Here is a 20,596-nt window from a genome sequence, read left to right as displayed (position 1 = left end):
TCCCGGTGACGGAACGTCGCCTGGTCGCCGGCGTCGACAGCTCCACCCAGTCCTGCAAGGTCGTCGTCTGCGACGCCGCCACCGGCGAGGTGGTCCGGGAGGGCCGGGCGAAACACCCGGACGGCACCCAGGTGCACCCCGACCGGTGGTGGGAGGCCTATCAGGAGGCGGTCTCCGGCGGGCTGCTCGACGGCGTCTCGGCGATCGCGGTCGGGGGCCAGCAGCACGGCATGGTGGCCCTGGACGAGGCCGACACCGTGGTGCGCGAGGCGCTGTTGTGGAACGACACCCGCTCGGCCGGCGCCGCCGCCGACCTGGTGGCCGAGCTCGGCGGGCCGCAGGCCTGGGCGTCCCGGATCGGGGTGGTGCCGGTCGCGAGCATGACCGCGACCAAGGTGCGCTGGCTGGCCGAGCACGAGCCGGAGGAGGCGGGCCGGGTGGCCACCGTCGTCCTGCCGCACGACTGGCTGACCGGCCGGGTGCTGCAGGAGGGGGGCGGCTTCACCGGCTGGACCACCGACCGGGGCGACGCCTCCGGCACCTGCTACTGGTCGTCCCGGAGCGGCGAGTACGACACCGACATCATGCGGTGCGCTCTGGGCCGGGAGTTCGGGGTGCCGCGGGTGCTGGGGCCGAGCGAGGCCGCCGGCACGACCGGCTCGGGTCTGCTCGTGGCGGCCGGCACCGGCGACAACATGGGGGCCGGCCTGGGCCTCGGGCTGAAGCCCGGCGACGTCGCTGTGTCGCTCGGCACCAGCGGCACGGTGTTCACCACGTCGCAGACCTGCCCGGACGACCCCAGCGGTGCGGTGGCCGGCTTCGCCGACGCGACCGGTGCCTACCTGCCGCTGATGTGCACGCTGAACGCCGCGCGGGTGCTGACCGCCACCGCGACCATGGTGGGCGTCGACCTGGCCGAGCTGGACCGGCTGGCGCTCGCCGCCGAGCCGGGGGCGGACGGGCTCAGCCTGCTGCCCTACCTGGACGGGGAGCGCACGCCCGACCTGCCGGACGCCACGGGGACGCTAAGCGGGTTGACGCGCAGCAACGCCACCCCGGAGAACCTGGCGCGCGCCGCCGTCGAGGGGATGCTGCTCAACCTGGTGGCCGGAGTGACCGCGCTGCGCGACCAGGGTGCGGACGTGGAGCGTGTCCTGCTCATCGGTGGCGCCAGTGCCTCGGCCGCCGTGCAGCAGGTCGCGGCGCACCTGTTCGGGGTACCCGTCGTGGTGCCGGAGAGCCGCGAGTACGTCGCGCTCGGCGCGGCGCGGCAGGCCGCCTGGGCGTTGTCCGGGGACGCGGCTGCACCGGAGTGGCCGATGGCGGTGAGCCAGCCGGCGCAGGGTCGGGGCACCCCGGAGCAGGCCGCCGAGATCACCGGTCGCTACCAGGGGCTGCTGCGCACCGTGCACGGCGTCGGGTCCGGCTGACCCACGGCCCACCCCGAGGGGTGGCGCCCCGACGCCGGTGCCGGCTGACGGCATACGGCCCGGGGCGGTCCTAGATTGGGGGCCATGCCCCCGCGCCTGCAGCTGACCTCCGTCACCATCGGTGCGCCTGCACCCCGGGAGCTGGCGGAGTTCTACGCCCGGCTGCTGTCGACCGAGGTCGCGGCGACCGAACCGGCCGCACCCGGGGAACCGCCCGGGGCCGGTTGGGCCCAGCTGCGCACCACCGGGGACCACGGCACGGTCACCCTCAACTTCGAGTACGAGGCGCACTACGAGCGGCCGGTGTGGCCCAGCGAGCAGGGCCGGCAGCAGACCATGGAGCACCTGGACATCTGGGTGCAGGACCTGACCGAGGCTGTCGCGTGGGCGGTGGAGTGCGGGGCCGAGCTGGTTTCGCACCAGCCGCAGGACGACGTGCGGGTGCTGCTCGACCCGGCGGGTCACCCGTTCTGCCTGTTCCGCTGAGCGTCGACCCGCTGCGTGGATTTACGGCGACCGGCACCGTGCATCCCCCTCCGCATGCACGGTGCGGGTCGCCGATGCCTCCCATCTAATCGGGCGGACCGACCGGTCGAACAGGCAAGATCACCGGCAACTTTCGGGCCGGGTCAGTCCCACTCCCACTTGATGCCGTGCGTCCCGATCGGCACGTTGTCCGCGGTCAGGTGCACCGTGCCGAACCGGTCCACCGCGAGGTCGCGGACCCGGGTGCGCTGCGAGCGCAGCCCCTTGCCGGCCACCTGCCAGACCCGCGGCGGGGGGTCGACCCCCTGGAACTCGACCAGGGACAGGAAGTGACCCAGCGGGGTGCGCATCGTCCAGGTGACCCCGGTGCTCGGCTCGAACTCGAGCCCGCGACGCGCCAGCTCCTCCGGCGGGAACACCGCCTCGGACAGGTCCAGCGAGTAGGCGGGGGTGACCGTCTCGCCCACCCGCAGCCGCCGGCCCAGGTCGAGGAAGAAGAGCACCTCGTTGGTCTCCGGCAGCGGGATCAGCTCGCCCAGCTCGCAGCCGCGCAGGGCGGTCACCCGGACCTTGTCGGCATCCAGCATCGGGTCGCCGCCGAAGATGAACATCATCGAGTCGATGCCGTCCACCAGCGCGGTCTTCACCAGCTGCGTCTCGCGGTAGTGCAGCAACCGGTTCGGACCGATCACCGACCGGGTCGTCAGGCTCACCTCGCGGTAGAAGACCCCCCGGTGCTCCCCGAAGCGCGCGATCATCGCCTCGACGTCGGCCCGCGGGTCCAGGAACTCCGTCAGGTCCAGCACCTCCTGCTGGTCGCGCCACAGGTCCACCCACTCGCTGGTCTGCCGGGGGTCCAGGTCGAGCCCGGCCGCGAGGGCGAGCAGGGTGGGTCGGTGCGGTCGGCGGATCCGGCCGGCCTCCAACGCCCGCAGCGTGCGCACGCTGACCCCGGAGGCGTAGGCCAACTCCTCCTGCGTCATCCGCGCGCGGGTCCGGTGGGCCCGGAGTTCGTGGGCCGCGTGCGGGCGGTCCGTGTTCACGGGATCCATCTTGCGGGATAGCGGGCGGTTCTGGTACACCACACCGGATCCGGATTTCAGGGGGTGTCCCGACGACCACGGCGGTAGGCTCGACCCATGTCGGAGCGTGCTGTCCCCGTGACGAGCGAACCCCCGCCGCTGTGGCGCGAGGTGCTCGGGGCGCGGCTGCGCCGGATGCGGCAGCGCCGGCGGCTGACCCTCACCGAGACGGCGGCGCTGGCCGGCATCTCCCCGCAGTACCTCTCCGAGGTCGAGCGCGGCCGCAAGGACCCGTCCTCGGAGATGATCTCGGCGATCACCGGGGCGCTGGGGGTGGACCTGGCTCAGGTCCTCGACCTCACCGCCCGCGACCTCCGCTCCGGGCACACCCTGCACCTGTTGCCGCGGGACCCCGGGGCTTCGGTCCTCGCCATGGCCGCCTGACCCCTGTGGCCGCCTGACCCCGCCGTATGCCGGATGGTCGCGGTCCTCTGTCGGCCTGACCTACGCGGTGGCCGGGACCGGGTCGGGAGCGAGGACCTCCTTGCGGTAGGCGATCACGTGGTCCGCGATCCCGTAGTCCACGGCCGCCTGCGGCGTGAGGACCAGGTCGCGGTCGGTGTCGCGGCGGAGCCGTTCGACGCTCTGGCCGGTGTGCCGGGAGAGCACCAGCTCGGCCTCGTTGCGCAGCCTGGACACCTCCTCGGCCTCCACGATCAGGTCGGGGATGGTGCCCCGGCTCTGCGCGGACAGCTGGTGCAGCAGCACCCGGGCGTGGGGCAGCACGCCGCGCCGTCCGGGGGACCCGGCCGCCAGCAGCAGGCCGGCGTTCGCACCGGCCTGGCCCAGCCCGGTGGTGGCGACGGGGGACCGGATGAACTGCATCGCGTCGTAGATCGCCAGGGTCGCCGTGAGCGAGCCGCCCGGGGAGTTGATGTAGAGGTTGATCTCGGCCTCGGGGCGGTCCGCCTCCAGGTGCAGCAGCTGCGCGACCACGGTGTTGGCCACGCCGTCGTCGATCTCCGTCCCGAGGTAGATGACGCGCTCGCTGAGCAGGTGGCTGTAGACGTCGGTCACCCGGTCGCCCCGGGGATGCTGGACGATGACATTGGGGATCGGGTAGCTGCTCATCCGTGCGCCCCCAACCCGGAGAGGGTGCGTTGCGGTCGCACCATGTCCAGCGACTCCAGGACCGCGTCGATCATCCCGTAGTCACGGGCCGCCTCCGCGGTGAACCAACGGTCCCGGAGCGAGTCCTCGAAGACCCGCTCCAGCGGCTGGCCGGTCTGCTCCGCGGTCAGGCCGAGCACGGTGTCCCGGGTGTGCCGCAGCTCGTCCGCCTGCAGCGCGATGTCCACCGCGGTCCCGCCGAACCCGGCCGACCCCTGGTGCAGCAGGATCTTGCTGTGCGGCAGCGCGAAGCGCTTGCCCGGCGTGCCCGCCGTCAGGAGGAACTGGCCGGCGCTGGCGGCGAACCCCAGGGCCAGCGTGGAGACGTCGTTGGGGACCAGACGCATCGCGTCCATGATCGCCAGCATCGCCGGGACCGACCCGCCGGGGGAGTTGATCCACAGGCTGATGTCGGCGCGCGGGTCCTCGGCCGAGAGCAGCAGGAGCTGGGCGGTTAGCCGGGTGCCACCCCGGTCGTCCAGCTCGCCGTCGAGCAGCAGGATGCGCTGCTCGAGCAGCCGGGCCTGGGTGGGGCCGACCGGTGGTGCGGTCGCTTGTTCGGTAGCCATGGGTCCACGGTGCGCCGCCCGCGACCCGATCGCCTAGCCCTTGCTGCCGTGAGCAGAACCCGACGCCAGGGCCTCCTGGAAGGTCTCCCTGGCCCGTGCCCAGACGGGGGCGTCCGGACCCTCCGTGACCAGCGTCAGCAGGGTGGGGAGCAGGTCCGCGGAGTAGGTCCTGCTGGCCTCCAGCGGCAACAACGAGGGCAGGTTGTCGATCGCGATCACGTCGAGCGGCGGCAGCCCGTCGACGGCGTCGGAGAGCCGGTCCACCGGCTGCTGCCACGACGTGAGCTCGCGGTAGACCGGCAGCAGGTTGAGCGCGGAGGAGGTGTCGCAGGTGACGTCCACGACCAGGGACAACCGGCGCCCGTCCGCGGTGACGTCCTCCGGCCGCACGAACGCCGGCGACGGGACGGTCGCCAGGACGCAGTGGACCAGCAGGTCGTGGTCGAGCAGGGCCGCCCGGTCCAGGTCTCGGGTCTGCTCCCGGTCCCACCCGGTGCCGGTGATCCCCGCGACCGCCAGCGCGTCCATGGCCCCGCGGCCGGACCGGCCGAGCGCGCCGGTGACCAGTGCCCGGGTGGCACCGGTGGCGGTCGATGCCGGTGCCTCCTCGCCGCCGGGCGTGGTGGCGCGCAGCCTGGCATCCAGCTCCTCGCGGTCCGTCGGGGTGAGGGGGGCCGCGAGGCCTCCGCGCAGCTGCAGCACCCCGAGCGCGGCGCCGAGGTAGCCGGCCCAGTAGCCGAAGGCGGCGACCCGGCGCCCGTCCTCGCCGACCAGGTACTCCAGGTCCAGCAGGGTCCCGCCCCCGGCGCGGAACCGCTCCAGCAGCGCCGGTGCCTCGGCCTGGCCCTTGAGCGCGTGCCCGAAGAAGATGTGCCGGTGACGCAGCCGGTCCGGTCCCTCCGGCAGCTCCTTCAGGCCGAGCACGAAGGCATCGTCGGGAGCGTCCACCCAGCTGCCGGCAGGGGCGGTGCGCGCGCCGGCTGCGGCATACGCCTCGAGCGGGAAGATCCGTTGCGGGGACTCCTCCACGGTGAGTTCGGCCCCTGCCGCGACCAGTGCCCGCGCGTCGTCGGGCGTCACCGCGCAGCGGCGTTCGGTGCTGCGCACCTCGTGGCGCACCCAGATATGTCCGTGGTCCATCGACCCATCATGGCGGTTGAATGGGGGGATGGGCGACGAGGATGGAGAGCTCGACCCGTCGGCGGTGGCCGGGGCCTTCGGGCTCGGGGCGCGTGCCCGCTTCACCGGCGCCCCGGAGGCGGGGCGGGTCGGCGTGGTCCGGCGGCTCGACACGGACCGCGGGTCCTGGGCGGTCAAGGTGGCCGACCGACCGGTGGACGTCGCGGCCCTGGCCCGGCAGGCGGATCTGCAGGACCGGGTGCGGGCCGCGGGCGTGCTCACGCCGGAGGTGGTCCGCACCGCTGACGGGGCGGTGACCGCACAGGTGAACGGTCGGACCCTGCAGGTCCTGAGCTGGCTCGAGCTGGGACCGGTCGACCGGTCCCTGGACCCCGTGGGGGTCGGGCGGCTCGTCGCCGCGCTGCACCGGGTCGCCCTGCCCGCCGACGGAGCGGTGGAGGAGTGGTTCGCCGAGCCGGTGCCGACGGACCGCTGGCACGGACTCGTCGATGAGCTCTACGCGGCGGGTGCCCCCTTCGCCGATCGGTTGTCGGAGCTGTTGCCCGAGCTCGTGGCCGTCAGCCAGCTGGCCGAGCGCTACCCACCGGTGCAGGTCTGTCATCTGGACCTGTTCGCCGACAACGTCCGGGCCCTGCCCGACGGGCGACTCTGTGTCTTCGACTGGGACAACGCGGGGCCGGGTGACCCCTCGCAGGAGTTGGCGGTCGTCCTCTTCGAATACGGCTGCGGGGACGCGGATCGGGTCGCCGACCTGTATGCCGGGTACCTCGCCGCGGGCGGACCGGGTCGGGTCCGCGACCTTGCCAGGTTCACCCAGCTGATCGCCCAGCTCGGCCACATCCTCGAGGTGGCATGCCGCCGCTGGCTAGCGGCGACCGACGACGCCGCCCGCGCGGACCACGCCGCCTGGGCCGCCGAGTTCCTCGACGAGCCGCTGACGGTCGACGGTCTCCAGGAACTCCTGGACGTGACCACCAGGGTCGGGCGGGAGATCGAACCGAGCCGCTTCCGGGAGCCCTCACCCGCCCCGGAGCCGCAGCTGCTGGTCGGCGGTGACGTCACCGACGAACTGGTCCGGATCGGCGACACCGTGCGAAGGCCGTGGGACAGGCATGCCCCGCTGGTTCGGGCGGTGCTCCGGTACCTGGAGGAGGCCGGCTTCGAGGGCGCCCCCCGCTTCCTCGGGGTCGACGCCGCCGATCGTGAGGTGCTGTCCTACCTTCCCGGCGAGGTGGCGAGCCGACCCCGCCCAGACTGGTTCCGCGACCGAGACCGGCTGGCCTCCGTCGCGATCCTGTTGCGCCGGTACCACGCGGCCGTCGCCGGCTTCAACGTCTCGCCAGCGCTCGCCGACCTGTGGGTGGTCGAGGGCCTGCCCCCCGGCATACCCGATGTCGCGGAGCCGGTGGAGGTCCTCGGACACCAGGACATCACCCCGGAGAACGTCGTGTTCCGAGACGGGGAGGCGGTGGCCCTGATCGACTTCGACCTGGCGCGGCCGACGAGCGTCCTGCTCGAAGTCGTCAACACGTTGGTGCACTGGGGCCAACTGGCCCACCCGCAGGACCGGGAGCCGGCGATGTCGGACGAGGAGGTGTTCGCCCGGTGCCGCGTGTTCGTCGACGCCTACGGACTGGACCGGGACGGTCGGGAGCGGCTGGCAGCGCTCGCCGCCGAGCGGAGCCGCCGGTCGTGGCACCTGATGGAGCACCGGGCCAGGGTCTCCGGGGGCGGCTGGCAGCGGATGTGGGACCAGGGGGTCGGTGACGTGATCAACCGCCGCGTTGCCTGGCTGACCGAGCAGGGGCCCCGGCTCACCGCCGCGCTGCTGGAGTGAGGGCGGGACGGCTGGCGGCATCCGGCGACGATCGATGCGCCGAATGGACGGGTTGTGCACGGAAATCGCCGGAAACCTGGCAACACCCCGTGCAGTCGGCGCGATCCGTCCCCGGGTGAGCCGGGCCTGGTCGCCCGGGCCCTGGTCAGTCCCGAGCCGTCGTCCCGGGCGCTGGACGGGCGTCGAGCACCCGCCGTATGACGTCGGCCTCCTCGCGCAGCCGTTCTGCCCGGTCCTCCCGGCCCAGCGCCGCCATCTCCTGGGCGGCCGCCTCCCGGTCGGTCACCTCGGCGGTCACGATGCGGGCCACCTCCTCGGCGGTCAGCACCAACCGGTCGGTCTCGCCTGCCCTCAGGCCGACCGAAGACCCGGCGATGCGCGGTTCGTCCGGCGTCGGGTCGGCACCGGCGGACGTCTCCGGAGCGGCCGGCAGCGGGCTGGCCTCGGCGTTCTCGACGGCCGCGATGGCGGACCGCAGCGCGCTGACGGCGGTCCGGTCCCGTCCCCGGATCGCGGTGGACAGCGCGGCACGGAGCGCCTGCGGGAGCGTGCCGTCGGCAGCGCGGTGGGCGTCCTGGGCTTCGTGGGGAGTCACGCGGCCCGACCCTAGCCGTGGCGGGGGACCGGCGACACCGGATTAACCGGGCGGAGGGCGGAGGGGCACGCGATCGCGGGCCGGGCGGATCGGTATACCGGATATCGCCCGACCCGGCGGTCTGAGAAGGTGGACGCGTGAGCACACTCAAGCTGGGATACAAGGCATCGGCCGAGCAGTTCGGCCCCACCGACCTGGTCGACCTGGCCGTCCGGGCGGAGTCGCACGGCATGGACTCGGCCTTCGTGAGCGACCACTTCCAGCCGTGGCGGCACAACGGGGGCCACGCGCCCTTCGCGATGGCCTGGATGAGCGCGGTCGGGGCGCGCACCGAGCGGATCGTGCTCGGCACCTCGGTGATGACTCCGACCTTCCGCTACAACCCGGCCGTCGTGGCGCAGGCGTTCGCGACGATGGGCTGCCTCTTCCCCGGGCGCGTCGTGCTCGGGGTCGGCTCGGGCGAGGCGCTCAACGAGATCGCCACCGGCGCGCTGGACGGCGAGTGGCCCGAGTTCAAGGAACGGTTCGCCCGGCTGCGCGAGTCGGTGCGGCTGATGCGCGAGCTGTGGAAGGGCGACCGGGTCGACTTCGAGGGCGACTACTACCGGACCTCCGGGGCGAGCATCTACGACGTCCCCGAGGGTGGCGTGCCGGTCTACATCGCCGCCGGTGGCCCGATGGTGGCCCGGTATGCCGGACGCGCCGGCGACGGGTTCATCTGCACCTCGGGCAAGGGGATGGACCTCTACACCGAGAAGCTGGTGCCCGCGGTCGAGGAGGGGCTGGCCAAGGCCGGGAGGTCCGGCGACGAGATCGACCGGATGATCGAGATCAAGCTCTCCTACGACCGGGACGCCGACGCGGCCCTGGAGAACACCCGGTTCTGGGCGCCGCTGTCGCTGACGGCCGAGCAGAAGCACAGCATCGACGACCCGATCGAGATGGAGCGCTTCGCCGACGAGCTGCCGATCGAGCAGGTCGCCAAGCGGTGGATCGTCTCCGCCGACCCGGAAGAGGTCGTGTCCCAGGTCAAGCCCTATGTCGACGCCGGGTTCACCCACCTGGTCTTCCACGGCCCCGGCCACGACCAGGAGCGCTTCCTGACCCAGTTCGAGGAGGACCTCGCGCCGCGGTTGCGCGCCCTGGGGTGAGCCTTCCTCCGTCCCTGGCGTGTTAGTCCGCCGTGACCTCGTCCACGTAGACCCAGCGCCCGCCGCGCCGCACGAACCGGCTGTGCTCGTCGAGCACGCCCCGTTGCCGGTCGGCGCCCTCCCCGGCGATCCACTGCGCCCGGAACCGCACCGTCCCCTCGGCGTCGTCCGGGCCGCCGCCGTCGCTGGCCACGACCTCCAGGCCCAGCCAGCGCAGCGAGAGGTCCTGTTCCACGGAGGCCGGGCGGGTACGCGGGTGCCAGGTGCGGAACAGGTGGTCCTCGACGTGCAGCGCGTATGCCGTGTAGCGGCTGCGCATCAGCGCCTCCGCCGTGGGTGCGGGGGAGCCGTCCTCGACGAACGGGCGGCAACAGTCGGCATACGAGCTTCCCGAGCCGCACGGGCAGGGGTCGGATCCGGGGTGCGGCGTCGGTGAGGTCACCCGGCCATGCTGTCACGCGACCGCTGAGTTGGTGACGCGTCCGGTGGGGTGGAATCACCGACCGATGACGCGTCCGGTGGGGTGGAAACACCGACCGATGACGCGTCCGGTCGGGGAAGGGGGGTGGAGGTCAGTGCTGGCGGACCACGTCGAAGGGCGCGGCGGAGGCGAGGCGGCTCTGGATGCCGGCGGTCACGAACTCCTTGGCGCCGCGGGCGGCCTCCAACGGCTCGAGGCCCTTGGCGAGGGCGGCGGTCACCGCGGCGGCCAGGGTGCAGCCGGCACCGGCGACGGCGACCTCACCGACCTTGGGCGCGCTGAGCACCTCGGTCGTGGTGTCGTCCACGAAGACGTCGATCGCCTCCGGGCCGGGCAGGTGGACGCCTCCCTTGGCCAGCACCGCAGCGCCGCTCAGCTCGTGGATCCGGCGGGCCGCCTCGGTGAGCTCCTCGACCGTCTCGATCGAGTCCATCCCGGACAGCGACAGCGTCTCGAAGTGGTTGGGCGTGATGAACGTCGCGAGCGGCAGCACCTGCTTCTTCAGCGCGGTGTCGGTGTCGAGCGCGGCACCGGGCTCCTGCCCCTTGCAGATCAGCACCGGGTCCAGCACGACGTGCTCGAAGGCCCGGTCCCGCAGCGTCGCGGCGACGGTCGCGATCGTGTCGGGGGTGCCGAGCATCCCGATCTTGGTGACCGTCAACTGGTCGGCGGGGTAGGCCGTGGTGATGGCTTCGAGCTGGTCGGCCAGCACCTGGGGCTCCACCGGGACGAAGCGGTGCCCCCAGTCGTTCTTGGGGTCGAAGGACACGATGCAGGTGAGGGCCACCATGCCGAAGACGTCCATGGCCTGGAAGGTCCGCAGGTCCGCCTGCGCGCCGGCACCACCGGTCGCTTCGGAGCCGGCGATGGTCAGGGCGAGGGGTGTGCTGTCGGTCATGCTCCCGATCTTCGCACCGTGACCATCCGGCGTCGCCCGGGGGACCCCCACGGCATACAGTCGGTGCCGAGGACCGACCAACCAGCAGGCCCGAGCAAGGAGGCTGTCCCGTGCGCCGTGAGGTGACGACCGACCCGATCCGACCCCGCCGCCACCGGACACCGGAGGTGACCCCGTGACCGCGCCGGGGAGCGCCGACCAGGGCTCCGACGTCGTCATCTGTTCGCCGCTGCGCACGCCGATCGGGGGCTTCCTCGGCGCGCTGTCCTCGCTGAGCGCCGCAGACCTCGGCACCCAGCTCCTGCGGGTCCTCATCGAGCGGACCGGCCTGGACGAGGGCGACATCGACGACGTCGTCCTCGGCAACTGCAATCCCAGCGGTGACGCACCGGCCATCGGGCGCGTGGTCGCCCTCGACGCAGGCCTGGGCACGGGGGTGCCGGGACTGCAGATCGACCGGCGGTGCGGTTCGGGTCTCCAGGCGGTGCTGTATGCCGCGATGCAGGTCGCGACCGGCGCCGCCGGTGTGGTGGTGGCCGGCGGGACCGAGTCGATGAGCCGCGTCGAGCACTACGCGCTGCTGCGGCAGGGCGTGCGGGGCGACGGCGTGCAGCTCGCCGACCGGTTGGCGGTCGCCCGCTCCACAGCCGGTGGCACCTCCCACCCGGTGCCGGGCGGCATGATCGAGACGGCGGAGAACCTGCGCCGGGAGTACGGCATCGGCCGGGCCGAGCAGGACGAGCTCGCCGTCCGCTCGCAACAGAACTACAAGGCGGCCCACGAGGCGGGGAAGTTCGCCGACGAGTTGGTGCCCGTGGAGGTCACCACGCGCAAGGGCACGAGCCTCGTCGAGGTCGACGAGCACCCCCGGCCGGACACCACCGTCGAGGTGCTGGCCGGGCTGCGTCCCATCATGGGCCGGCAGGACCCGGAGGCCACGGTGACCGCCGGGAACTCCAGCGGACAGAACGACGCCGCCGCGCTGTGCGTGGTGACCACCCGCGCCGAGGCGGAACGGCGCGGCCTCGACCCGATGTTGGCGCTCCGGTCGTGGGCGGTCGCCGGGTGCGGCCCGGAGGTGATGGGGATCGGCCCGGTGCCCGCCACGGCTGCCGCGCTGTCCCGCGCCGGACTGACCATGGCCGACATCGACCTGGTCGAGCTCAACGAGGCGTTCGCGGCGCAGGCGCTCGCGGTGCTCCGGGAGTGGAAGTTCGGCGAGGCCGACTGGGAGCGTCTCAACGTCAACGGCTCCGGCATCTCGCTGGGGCACCCGGTCGGCGCGACCGGCGCCCGGATCCTGGCGACGCTGGCCCACGAGATGCGCCGCCGGGAGAGCCGCTACGGCCTGGAGACCATGTGCATCGGCGGTGGCCAGGGCCTGGCCGCCGTCTTCGAGGCCGTCCGGTGACCCGGGTGCGGACCGGGCCCGTCGGACGGGACGAGGTCGTTCGGGAAGAGGGCGTCCGGCAACAGGTCGTTCGGGAAGAGGTGGACTGAGCGGTGGACAAGGTCTTTGGCACGGCGGGCGAGGCTGTCGCCGACATCCCGTCGGGATCAATGGTCGCGGTCGGCGGCTTCGGGTTGGCCGGGATCCCCTGGATCCTGATCGACGCGCTGCTCGAGCAGGGCGCGGACCGGCTGACGGTGGTCTCCAACAACTGCGGGGTCGACGGCGCGGGCCTCGGGCTGCTGCTGGAGGCACGCCGCATCGACCGGGTCATCGCCTCCTACGTGGGGGAGAACAAGGAGTTCGCCCGGCAGTACCTCGCCGGCGAGCTGCACGTCGAACTCACCCCCCAGGGCACCCTCGCCGAACGGTTGCGGGCCGGTGGCGCGGGGATCGGGGCGTTCTTCACCCCGACCGGCGTCGGCACCCAGGTCGCCGAGGGCGGCCTGCCGACCCGCTACCACACGGACGGGTCGATCGCCGAGGCGTCCGCGCCCAAGGAGGTCCGGGACCTCGGCGGGCGTCCTATGGTCCTGGAGGAGGCGATCGTCGCCGACATCGCCCTCGTGCGGGCCGCCGTCGCCGACCGGCACGGCAACGTGGTCTTCCACGCCGCGGCGCGCAACTTCAACCCGGCGGCGGCGATGTCCGGCCGGCTCACGATCGTCGAGGCGGAGAAGGTCGTGGAGGCCGGCGAGATCGACCCCGACGCGGTGCACCTGCCCGGAGTCTTCGTGCAGCGGGTGGTGGAGCTGAGCCCCGAGGAGGCCGCCCGGAAGCGGATCGAAAAGCGCACCACACGGGGGGCCCAGCCCCCTGCCGACGCGACGAGCAAGGAGGCCTGAGATGGCGCTGACCCGCGAGGAGATGGCCGCGCGCGCCGCGCTGGAGCTCGAGGCCGACCAGTACGTCAACCTGGGCATCGGGTTGCCGACGCTCATCCCGAACTACCTGCCTGACGGCATACACATCGTGATGCAGTCCGAGAACGGCATCCTCGGCGTGGGTCCCTACCCGCTGGAGGAGGAGGTCGACCCGGACCTGATCAACGCCGGCAAGGAGACGGTCACCGTCGCGCACGGTGCCTCGTTCTTCGACTCCCCGACGAGCTTCGCGATGATCCGCGGCGGGCACATCGACGTGGCGGTCCTCGGGGGGATGCAGGTCTCCACCTCCGGCGACCTGGCCAACTGGATGATCCCCGGCAAGATGGTCAAGGGGATGGGTGGCGCGATGGACCTCGTGCACGGCGCCAAGAAGGTCATCGTGCTGATGGACCACCAGGCCAAGGACGGCTCGCCCAAGCTGCTGACCGAGTGCGACCTGCCGCTCACCGGGCAGCGGGTGGTGCAGCGGATCGTCACGGACCTCGCGGTGCTCGACGTGGCCGGCGACCACTTCCGCCTGGTCGAGTGCGCACCTGGCGTGACGCGGGAGCAGGTCGTACAGGCAACGGGGGCTCCCGTCCGCTGACGGTCCGTGGTGCCACGCGGCGCCTCACCCTCCCGTGCGTGACCGTTCCTGTTCCTGGTGGCCCGGACGGTCCCGTCGCGGCAGCATGCCGTGCTCGATCCCCCAGCGCACCGCCTGGGCACGGGTGGACACCCCCATCTTGCGGTAGGACGTGCGGATGTAGGACTTCACCGAGTTGATGCTCAGGCGGCAGCGGACCGCGATCTCGTGGTTCGGCAGGCCCTGGCTGACCAGCGAGATGACCTCGGCCTCCCGTGCCGTGAGCCCCTTCGTGCGGCCCGGCCAGTCGCCGCCGACGGGGTCCGTCGGGTGGTGGTCGGGGCCGGGTTGGACGACGATCTGGCCGGTGTGGATCTCCTGCAGCGCGGCCACCAGCTCCGCGGCCGGGAGCGACTTGGTCAGGTAGCCACGGGCACCCTTCTGCAGGGCCTTCTGGATCAGGTCCGGCTCGGTGTTCCAGGAGAAGACCACGAGTCGGCCGCCCCGGTCGTCCTCCAGCGTGAGATCGATGCCGTCCCCGTCGGCCTGCCCCTGGGAGAAGGTGTCGTACAGCGTGATGTCGGCCGTCGGCCCGGAGGGATCTTCCAACGCCACATCGAGGTCGACGACCTCGATGATGTCGCTGTAGGGGGCCAGCATCTGCGCCAGACCGTGGACCACGACCTCGACGTCGTTCGCGAGGACCACGCGGATGCGCGGGCCGGCACTGTGAAGACTCATGCTCCCAGCGTATTTCCACCCTTAGGGGTGTACCGCCGGAAGAGGGGGCCTGCCTACGCTCACGCCGGGCCGTCGGCCGACGCACCATCGAAAGGCGGGCAGGGATGACAACGGATCGTATGACGACAGCTCGGGAGCGGGGCCGCGTCGCCGTCATTACCGCAGTCAGTGGCCAGCACGACGAGCTCATGGGGCACGTGGGCGGGATCGCCGTGGGCAGTCGCGTCCCCGACCTGCACGTCGTGATCGGGATGGCGGATCCGGACGTCTCGCGTGGGCGGCTGCCGATCACCTCCGACCGCTGGCGCACCATCACCCGGGCCGCGCAGACGACGGACCCTGCGCGGCTGCCGTTGGCCGCGGCCCGCAACCTGGGGGCGACCGTCGCCATGGACGCCGGCGCGGACGTGCTGATCTTCGTGTCGGTCCGGTGCATCCCCGGGCCGAGACTCGTCGAGCGGTATGCCGACCTCGTCGGCACCGCGGACCACACCGCCCCGGTCCTGTGGTGCGGAGAGGTGCGCGAACTGCCGCCGCCCTCACCGGTGATCGGGTACCCGGTCTATCGCCTGGAGCCCCAGGCCGTCGACGTGGAGCCGCTGCTGCCGGAGGGGTACCGGGAGGTCGAGGTCGCATCCCGCGCGGTCTTCGGGGACTCCTTCGCGCTCACCGCAGAGGGCTTCCGGGGCACGGGTGGCTTCTGCCCAAGGTTCCGGGGGGCCGAGGGCGTGGACGAGGACTTTGCCCGGGTGGTGTCCAGCGCGGGTGGGACGGTGGTGCGGGTCGGCGGGGTCCCCGCCTACCGACAGTTCCGACCGGCCGCCAGCCCCGGGGAGGGCGACGTGCACCGGCTCGTCCGGAACGCCAACGTGTTCGCCGAGCGGTGGGGCCGGACTATGTCCATCGAGGAGTGGGAGGCGCTGGTCGCCACCGGTGTCGCCCAGCGTGACGAGAAGCGGGGTCGCTGGGTCGTCGCCTGACCGTGCGGATTGTCCTCGCAGCCTGATGACGCTGGGCCGTGCGGGGGGTCTCGCCCCGAGCCGCAGGGCCCTGGGCGTCCCCTTCACAACCAGTCGGGCAGCGACCCCTCGACCAACTGGCCACGGGGCGCCGCCGCGGTGGTCGATTCGGCGTTTGTGCTGGTCAGGTGGTCTGTCGGTGGCTGGTTGTACGTTTGTTCTATGGCAGATGGGTGGGACGGCAACGTGATCCGCGGGGGCAGCCCCGAGGAGGCTCTCGCGCTGCTGCACGAGCCCGGGCTGGCGGTCCTGGGCGGCCCGCTGGGCGATGCCGCCCGCTCGTTGGACTGGGCCGAGCTCGGGACGCAGTTCCTGCCCCGGGCCGGGAGCGGTGACCTGGCCGGGCACCTGCAGACCCTGGGCGACTTGCGGTCGAGCCTGGACCGGGTCCTGGTCGCGGTGGCCACCGAGGCCGAGACCCGCGGACTACCCGACGAGGCCGGCCTGTCGCTCTATGACTGGGTCCTGGCCCAGTGCCCGTGGGCGGCTCCCGGCGAGGTCGGCGACCTGGTCCGGGTCGTGAAGGCCTGCGCCGACCCGGCACACGCCCCGATCCGTGACGCCCTGGCCACCGGGGGACTGCCCGTGCGGCGGGCGGCGAAGGTGCTGCGGGCACTGCAACGGGTCAAGCCGGCCACGGAGCCGGCGGTGTACGAGCAGGACGTGCAGATCCTGCTCGAGGCGGCATCCCGGCCCGAGTTCACCGACCGGGACCTGCAGGCGGTGACCGACAAGTTGATCTCGGTCGCACTGCCGGCACGGGAGGCCAAGGCCCGGGAGCAAGCGGTCCGGGAGAGCCGCGGGGTGCATGAGTCGTCCCTGGCCGACGGGAGCCTGGTCCGGTTCGTGGTCACCTGCGAGCCCGAGGGCGCCGCGTACTTCCGTCAGGTCATGTCCTCGCCGTTGGCCGCACCCGCCCCCGACGCCGAGGGACCGGACCCGCGGACCCCGACCCAACGACGGTACGACGCGCTGATCGCCGTCCTCGGTCGCGGGGTCGGCGCTCCCGCTGGCAGCCCTGGCACCGCCAAGGCCAAATTGATGCTGCTCGTGGGGCTGGACGACCTGACCGACATGCTGCTGGGCGACGGCAGCACCCTGGACGGGCGGCACCTGACCCCGACAGTGGTCCGCAAGCTGGCCTGCCAAGCCGACCTGGTCCCGATGATCCTGGGCAAGGACGGCGAGCTCCTGGAGACCGTGACCCCGACCCGGTACGCCACCGAGAAGCAGCTCCTGGGCCTCTACCGCCGCGACGGTCACTGCTCATTCCCGGGCTGCAGCGTGCCTCCACAGTGGTGCGACGCGCACCACGTCATCTGGTGGTCCCGGGGCGGCAAGACCTGCCTCCTGAACCTCGCGCTCCTCTGCGGGCGGCACCACACCATCGTCCACGAGAAGGACCTGACGGCGACCATCACCGAGACCGGCGTCACCTGGCACTTATGACCACCACGCCCCAGACCCGGCCGCACCGGCCGGGCCACACCCATGCCCACAGGCTGCGGGAACCGGGTTCGGTACCTCGGTGGTGCGTAGGTCACCAGACAGTCGGTGGTGCGGGGGTCACCAGCCCTTCGGTGGTGCCGGCGACGGTGCGCTGTCGCCGTCGGTGAACGGTCGGGCCGAGCCGACCAGCCGGGTGAGCGCCTCGCCGTGGGTGACCCTGTAGGGGAAGGCGGACCCGGCCGCTCGGCGGCGCAGGTCGGCGACCGGCAGCCTGCCCGGGCTCCCCAGCACGAGCAGGTTGCCGAACCGGCGGCCCCGCAGCACGGCAGGCTCGCCGGAGACGAGGACGTCGGCGAACAACTCCCGGACCCCGGCCACCGACCGGCGCAGGTAGCCCAGGGGCGCCTGGTCGGCCAGGTTCATCAGGACCGTCCCGTCGGACCGCAGCACCCGGTGCACCTGGGACAGGAAGGTCGTCGTGGTGAGTTCCGGGGGGACCCGGTCCCCGGCATACGCGTCGACCACGACGGCGTCGGCGTAGTCGTCGGGCATGGCGCTCACCCCGGCCATGCCGTCGAGCGGGCGGACGCGGACCCCGCTGCGCGGTGGGAGCGGCAAGTGGGCGCGGACGAAGGCGGTGAGCTCGGCGTCGGGCTCGAGCACGATCTGCGACGAGCGCGGCCGGGTCGCGACCAGGTAGCGCGGCAACGTCATGGCGGCGCCGCCCACGTGCACGACCCGCAGCGGCAGGCCCGGGTCGGCGTGCAGGTCGAGTGCGTCGCCGATCCGGCGCACGTAGTCGAAGACCAGGTTGGTGGGGTCGGAAGGGTCCACGCAGGACTGGGCCGCACCGCCCATCTCGAGCAGCCAGGCCCCTCGTACCTCCGGGTCCTCGGTGAGCCGGGTCCCTGGTCGCAACACGTGCACCGGGACAGCCTGCCACCATCGGGGAGCCGGCCACCGATGAGTTCCCGGGTCGTCGACGGTCGGACCCCTGTGAACGGCCGGATGACCGGCAACCTGCGACGCAGGACCCGGGCAGACGAAGCAGACAGAACGACACGGAACGACACAGGAGGCGACGATGAGCACCATCCTCGGCAGCGCGATGCTGGGCACGACCGACCCAGACCGGCTGCACGCGTGGTACACGGCCGTGCTGCCGCCGCGCAGCGACGACCGCCAGGGGGACTACCGGATCCTCGGGTACGGCGGGGACTTCTACCTCTTCATCGACCGGCGGGACGACGTCCAGGCCAGCCACCCGGACCCGGCGCGGACGATCCTGAGCTTCGACGTGGACGACGTGCAGGGCGTCGCCGACCGGGCCACGGAGCGGGGCAGCGAGCTGGTCTCCCCCGTGGAGGACCGACATGGCAGCCTCTTCGTGACCGTGCAGGACCCCGACGGCAACTACGTCCAGGCCATCCAGCTCAGCGACGAGCACCGCGCCTCGATGGAGGGGGCGGACGGGCCCCTGCCCGGGGGGCTCCTGGCCTCGGAGGCGTTCAGCGGGTTCTCGGTCGACGACCTGGCCGCGGCCGAGGCGTTCTACGGCGGGGTGCTCGGGCTGCGGGTCCTGCGGGAGGACGAGATGGGCCTGTTGACCATCGCCCTCGGGGGACGTCAGGTCCTCGTCTACCCGAAGGCCGATCACGCGCCGGCGACCTACACGATCCTCAACTTCCCGGTCGCGGACGTGGAGGCGGCGGTCCGGGAGCTCGCCGGCCAGGGCGTGGAGTTCCTGCGCTACGACGGCATGGACCAGGACGAGCTCGGCATCAACCGCGGCGGCGGGCCGCTGATCGCGTGGTTCACCGACCCGGCGGGGAACGTGCTGTCGGTGCTCCAGCGGGACTGACCGGGCGACCGTCGCCGGTAGGGTGGCTGCCCGTCCGACCTACCGGCGATCGCGAGGAGCGCACCACCGATGACAGCAGCAGAGGTCAACCCCGGGATGGGTGCCGTCCCCCACGAGGGTGGCACCTCGTTCCGGGTCTGGGCGCCGAACGCCGACGCGGTCACCGTGACCGGGACCTTCGACGAGTGGTCCGGCAACACCCACTCGTTGACCCACGAGGGGGACGGCTACTGGGCGGCGGAGGTGTCCGAGGCGTCCGCCGGGGACGAGTACCAGTTCCGTCTGCAGGTCGGGGACACCACGATCGACCGCGTCGACCCGTATGCCCGCATGGTCACGAACTCGGTGGGCAACGGGATCGTCTACGACGACGCGACGTTCGACTGGGAGGGTGACGACTTCAGTTGCCCGCCGCACCACGACCTGGTGATCTACGAGACCCACATCGGCTCGTTCGTCGGGGGACCGGGCGGCCCCGGGAACCTGGAGCTGGCCGCGGGCAAGCTGGGCTACCTGCGCGACCTGGGCATCAACGCCATCGAGCTGATGCCGCTGATGGAGTTCGCCGGCGACATCTCCTGGGGCTACAACCCGGCCCACATCTTCGCGGTGGAGTCGGCATACGGGGGGCCGGACGCGCTCAAGGCGTTCGTCAAGGAGGCCCACCGGCACGGCATCGCGGTGATCCTGGACGTGGTCTACAACCACTTCGGACCGAGCGACCTCGACCTGTGGCAGTTCGACGGGTGGAGCGAGAACGGCGGCGGGGGCATCTACTTCTACAACGACCACCGGGCGGACACCCCCTGGGGCGCGACCCGGCCGGACTACGGGCGCCCGCAGGTGCGGCAGTTCATCCAGGACAACGCGCTGATGTGGCTGCGCAGGTACCACATCGACGGGCTCCGGTTCGACATGACGCCCTACATGCGCAGCGTGGACGGGACCGGCAAGGACATCCCCGAGGGGTGGGACCTGATGCGTCAGGTCGCGGTCGCGGTGCGGGAGGAGTTCCCGGGCGCAATCATGATCGCCGAGGACCTGCACGGGGACGGGGCCGTCACCTCGACCGGCCCGGAGGGGGCCGCCTTCCACGCCCAGTGGGACAACCAGTTCGTGCACCCGGTGCGGGAGGTCCTGACCGCCGGGGACGACGCGCAGCGGTCGATGCGGACGCTGCTGGCCGCGGTCAGCTTCGAGTACGCGCACCCGTTCGACCGGGTGATCTACACCGAGTCCCACGACGAGGTCGCGAACGGCAAGGCCCGCGTCACCCACGAGGTCGACGCCGAGAACCCCTCGGGGTGGGCGGCGCAGAAACTGGCCACGCTCGGCGCCGCGGTGACCCTGACCTCCCCGGGCATCCCGATGATCTTCCAGGGGCAGGAGTTCCTGGAGGACGAGTGGTTCCGGGACGACGTCCCGCTCGACTGGCCGCGGGGCGAGGCCTTCCGGGACGTGGTCCGGATGTTCAGCGACCTGATCCACCTGCGCCGCAACCACGAGGGTGACAGCGCCGGGCTGTCCGGCTCGCACACCGCGCTGCTCCACCTGGACGAGGAGGCGAAGCTGGCCGCCTGGTTGCGCACCACGGAGGAGCGGGACGACGTCGTCGTGGTCCTCAACGGCAGCCAGGAGGCCCGCGCCGGGGTGATCGGCATGCCCGCGGCGGGCCCGTGGCGGCTCCGGTTCAACTCCGACGCCCGGACCTACAGCGCGCTGTTCGGCGACCACGCCTCGGGTGACCTCGTCGCGGAGGAAGGGGAGTTCAGCGGGCTCCCCGCGCACGCGAAGGTCGACATCGGCCCCTACAGCCTGGTCGTCTACACGCGCTGACCACGTCTA

At 72.4% G+C, this 20,596-nt stretch carries 21 protein-coding genes; 12 read left to right on the top strand and 9 right to left on the bottom strand.

Annotated features, from left to right (window positions below; all coding sequences use genetic code 11):
• Positions 1-5 precede the first annotated feature (5 nt).
• Positions 6-1,430 (top strand): xylulokinase, encoded by a 1,425-nt coding sequence (xylB, locus tag FB467_RS01660; RefSeq protein ID WP_425325819.1) that lies wholly within the window; start codon positions 6-8, stop codon positions 1,428-1,430.
• Positions 1,431-1,514: 84 nt separating this feature from the next.
• The gene (locus FB467_RS01655) at positions 1,515-1,916 is read left to right on the top strand and encodes a VOC family protein (RefSeq protein ID WP_141783543.1); all 402 of its coding nucleotides are present in this window, start codon (positions 1,515-1,517) and stop codon (positions 1,914-1,916) included.
• Positions 1,917-2,059: 143 nt separating this feature from the next.
• Here the strand turns inward: FB467_RS01655 and FB467_RS01650 are convergent, their stop codons facing one another.
• Complete coding sequence (locus tag FB467_RS01650) at positions 2,060-2,959, bottom strand: helix-turn-helix domain-containing protein (protein ID WP_211350522.1); 900 nt, start codon at positions 2,957-2,959, stop codon at positions 2,060-2,062.
• Positions 2,960-3,055: 96 nt separating this feature from the next.
• Between FB467_RS01650 and FB467_RS01645 the strand changes: the two genes are divergently transcribed.
• Entirely contained in the window at positions 3,056-3,382 is a 327-nt protein-coding gene (locus FB467_RS01645) for a helix-turn-helix domain-containing protein (RefSeq protein ID WP_141783541.1), read from the top strand.
• 60 nt (positions 3,383-3,442) lie between these two features.
• On the opposite strand, the gene FB467_RS01640 is transcribed toward FB467_RS01645, so the two are convergent.
• The 3 genes from FB467_RS01640 to FB467_RS01630 are packed head-to-tail and all read right to left on the bottom strand — an operon-like array spanning position 3,443 to position 5,817.
• The gene (locus FB467_RS01640) at positions 3,443-4,069 is read right to left on the bottom strand and encodes a ClpP family protease (protein ID WP_141783540.1); all 627 of its coding nucleotides are present in this window, start codon (positions 4,067-4,069) and stop codon (positions 3,443-3,445) included.
• The gene (locus FB467_RS01635) at positions 4,066-4,677 is read right to left on the bottom strand and encodes a ClpP family protease (protein WP_141783539.1); all 612 of its coding nucleotides are present in this window, start codon (positions 4,675-4,677) and stop codon (positions 4,066-4,068) included. The genes FB467_RS01640 and FB467_RS01635 overlap by 4 nt, the downstream gene beginning before the upstream one ends.
• A gap of 33 nt (positions 4,678-4,710) precedes the next feature.
• The gene (locus tag FB467_RS01630) at positions 4,711-5,817 is read right to left on the bottom strand and encodes a saccharopine dehydrogenase (protein WP_141783538.1); all 1,107 of its coding nucleotides are present in this window, start codon (positions 5,815-5,817) and stop codon (positions 4,711-4,713) included.
• A gap of 28 nt (positions 5,818-5,845) precedes the next feature.
• Here FB467_RS01630 and FB467_RS01625 point away from each other — a divergent pair, with 28 nt between their 5' ends.
• Positions 5,846-7,654 (top strand): phosphotransferase, encoded by a 1,809-nt coding sequence (locus FB467_RS01625; RefSeq protein ID WP_141783537.1) that lies wholly within the window; start codon positions 5,846-5,848, stop codon positions 7,652-7,654.
• Between the two features lie 145 nt (positions 7,655-7,799).
• On the opposite strand, the gene FB467_RS01620 is transcribed toward FB467_RS01625, so the two are convergent.
• Positions 7,800-8,249, bottom strand: a complete 450-nt coding sequence (locus FB467_RS01620; protein ID WP_141783536.1) for a GatB/YqeY domain-containing protein — start codon at positions 8,247-8,249, stop codon at positions 7,800-7,802.
• A gap of 137 nt (positions 8,250-8,386) precedes the next feature.
• On the opposite strand from FB467_RS01620, the gene fgd reads away from it, so the two are divergent.
• Entirely contained in the window at positions 8,387-9,400 is a 1,014-nt protein-coding gene (fgd, locus tag FB467_RS01615; protein WP_141783535.1) for a glucose-6-phosphate dehydrogenase (coenzyme-F420), read from the top strand.
• Positions 9,401-9,422: 22 nt separating this feature from the next.
• Here fgd and FB467_RS01610 read toward each other — a convergent pair whose 3' ends face one another.
• Both FB467_RS01610 and FB467_RS01605 read right to left on the bottom strand, forming a co-directional pair.
• Positions 9,423-9,842, bottom strand: a complete 420-nt coding sequence (locus tag FB467_RS01610; protein ID WP_141783534.1) for a YchJ family protein — start codon at positions 9,840-9,842, stop codon at positions 9,423-9,425.
• Positions 9,843-9,972: 130 nt separating this feature from the next.
• Positions 9,973-10,779 carry a PfkB family carbohydrate kinase gene (locus FB467_RS01605; protein ID WP_141783533.1) on the bottom strand — a complete coding sequence of 269 codons (807 nt, stop codon included), beginning with the start codon at positions 10,777-10,779 and terminating at the stop codon, positions 9,973-9,975.
• 175 nt (positions 10,780-10,954) lie between these two features.
• On the opposite strand from FB467_RS01605, the gene FB467_RS01600 reads away from it, so the two are divergent.
• The 3 genes from FB467_RS01600 to FB467_RS01590 all read left to right on the top strand — a co-directional run bounded on the left by FB467_RS01600 (position 10,955) and on the right by FB467_RS01590 (position 13,702).
• On the top strand, positions 10,955-12,190 hold the full coding sequence (locus FB467_RS01600) for an acetyl-CoA C-acetyltransferase (RefSeq protein ID WP_141783532.1): 1,236 nt from the start codon (positions 10,955-10,957) through the stop codon (positions 12,188-12,190).
• 92 nt (positions 12,191-12,282) lie between these two features.
• Complete coding sequence (locus tag FB467_RS01595; protein WP_141783531.1) at positions 12,283-13,074, top strand: CoA transferase subunit A; 792 nt, start codon at positions 12,283-12,285, stop codon at positions 13,072-13,074.
• 1 nt (position 13,075) lies between these two features.
• Positions 13,076-13,702, top strand: coding sequence for a 3-oxoacid CoA-transferase subunit B (locus tag FB467_RS01590; protein ID WP_141783530.1), 627 nt, complete (start codon positions 13,076-13,078; stop codon positions 13,700-13,702).
• A gap of 24 nt (positions 13,703-13,726) precedes the next feature.
• Here FB467_RS01590 and FB467_RS01585 read toward each other — a convergent pair whose 3' ends face one another.
• A complete protein-coding gene (locus tag FB467_RS01585; protein ID WP_141783529.1) occupies positions 13,727-14,422 on the bottom strand; it encodes a LuxR C-terminal-related transcriptional regulator in 696 nt (231 codons plus the stop codon).
• 119 nt (positions 14,423-14,541) lie between these two features.
• Between FB467_RS01585 and FB467_RS01580 the strand changes: the two genes are divergently transcribed.
• Together FB467_RS01580 and FB467_RS01575 are read left to right on the top strand one after the other, a co-directional pair.
• Entirely contained in the window at positions 14,542-15,402 is an 861-nt protein-coding gene (locus FB467_RS01580; protein ID WP_141783528.1) for a hypothetical protein, read from the top strand.
• Positions 15,403-15,603: 201 nt separating this feature from the next.
• The gene (locus FB467_RS01575; RefSeq protein WP_141783527.1) at positions 15,604-16,890 is read left to right on the top strand and encodes an HNH endonuclease signature motif containing protein; all 1,287 of its coding nucleotides are present in this window, start codon (positions 15,604-15,606) and stop codon (positions 16,888-16,890) included.
• A gap of 117 nt (positions 16,891-17,007) precedes the next feature.
• Here the strand turns inward: FB467_RS01575 and FB467_RS01570 are convergent, their stop codons facing one another.
• Positions 17,008-17,817: a spermidine synthase gene (locus FB467_RS01570; RefSeq protein WP_211350521.1), complete on the bottom strand. Its 810-nt coding sequence runs from the start codon at positions 17,815-17,817 to the stop codon at positions 17,008-17,010.
• A gap of 157 nt (positions 17,818-17,974) precedes the next feature.
• Between FB467_RS01570 and FB467_RS19445 the strand changes: the two genes are divergently transcribed.
• Both FB467_RS19445 and FB467_RS01560 read left to right on the top strand, forming a co-directional pair.
• Positions 17,975-18,751 carry a VOC family protein gene (locus FB467_RS19445; RefSeq protein WP_141783526.1) on the top strand — a complete coding sequence of 259 codons (777 nt, stop codon included), beginning with the start codon at positions 17,975-17,977 and terminating at the stop codon, positions 18,749-18,751.
• Positions 18,752-18,820: 69 nt separating this feature from the next.
• A complete protein-coding gene (locus FB467_RS01560; protein WP_228393156.1) occupies positions 18,821-20,587 on the top strand; it encodes an alpha-amylase family glycosyl hydrolase in 1,767 nt (588 codons plus the stop codon).
• Positions 20,588-20,596: the final 9 nt, after the last annotated feature.

Origin of the sequence: Ornithinicoccus hortensis (genome assembly GCF_006716185.1) — a bacterium.
Lineage (GTDB): Bacteria > Actinomycetota > Actinomycetes > Actinomycetales > Dermatophilaceae > Ornithinicoccus > Ornithinicoccus hortensis.
The sequence above is the reverse complement of the archived record's forward strand: the minus strand, read 5'-3'. Positions and strand labels throughout refer to the sequence as shown.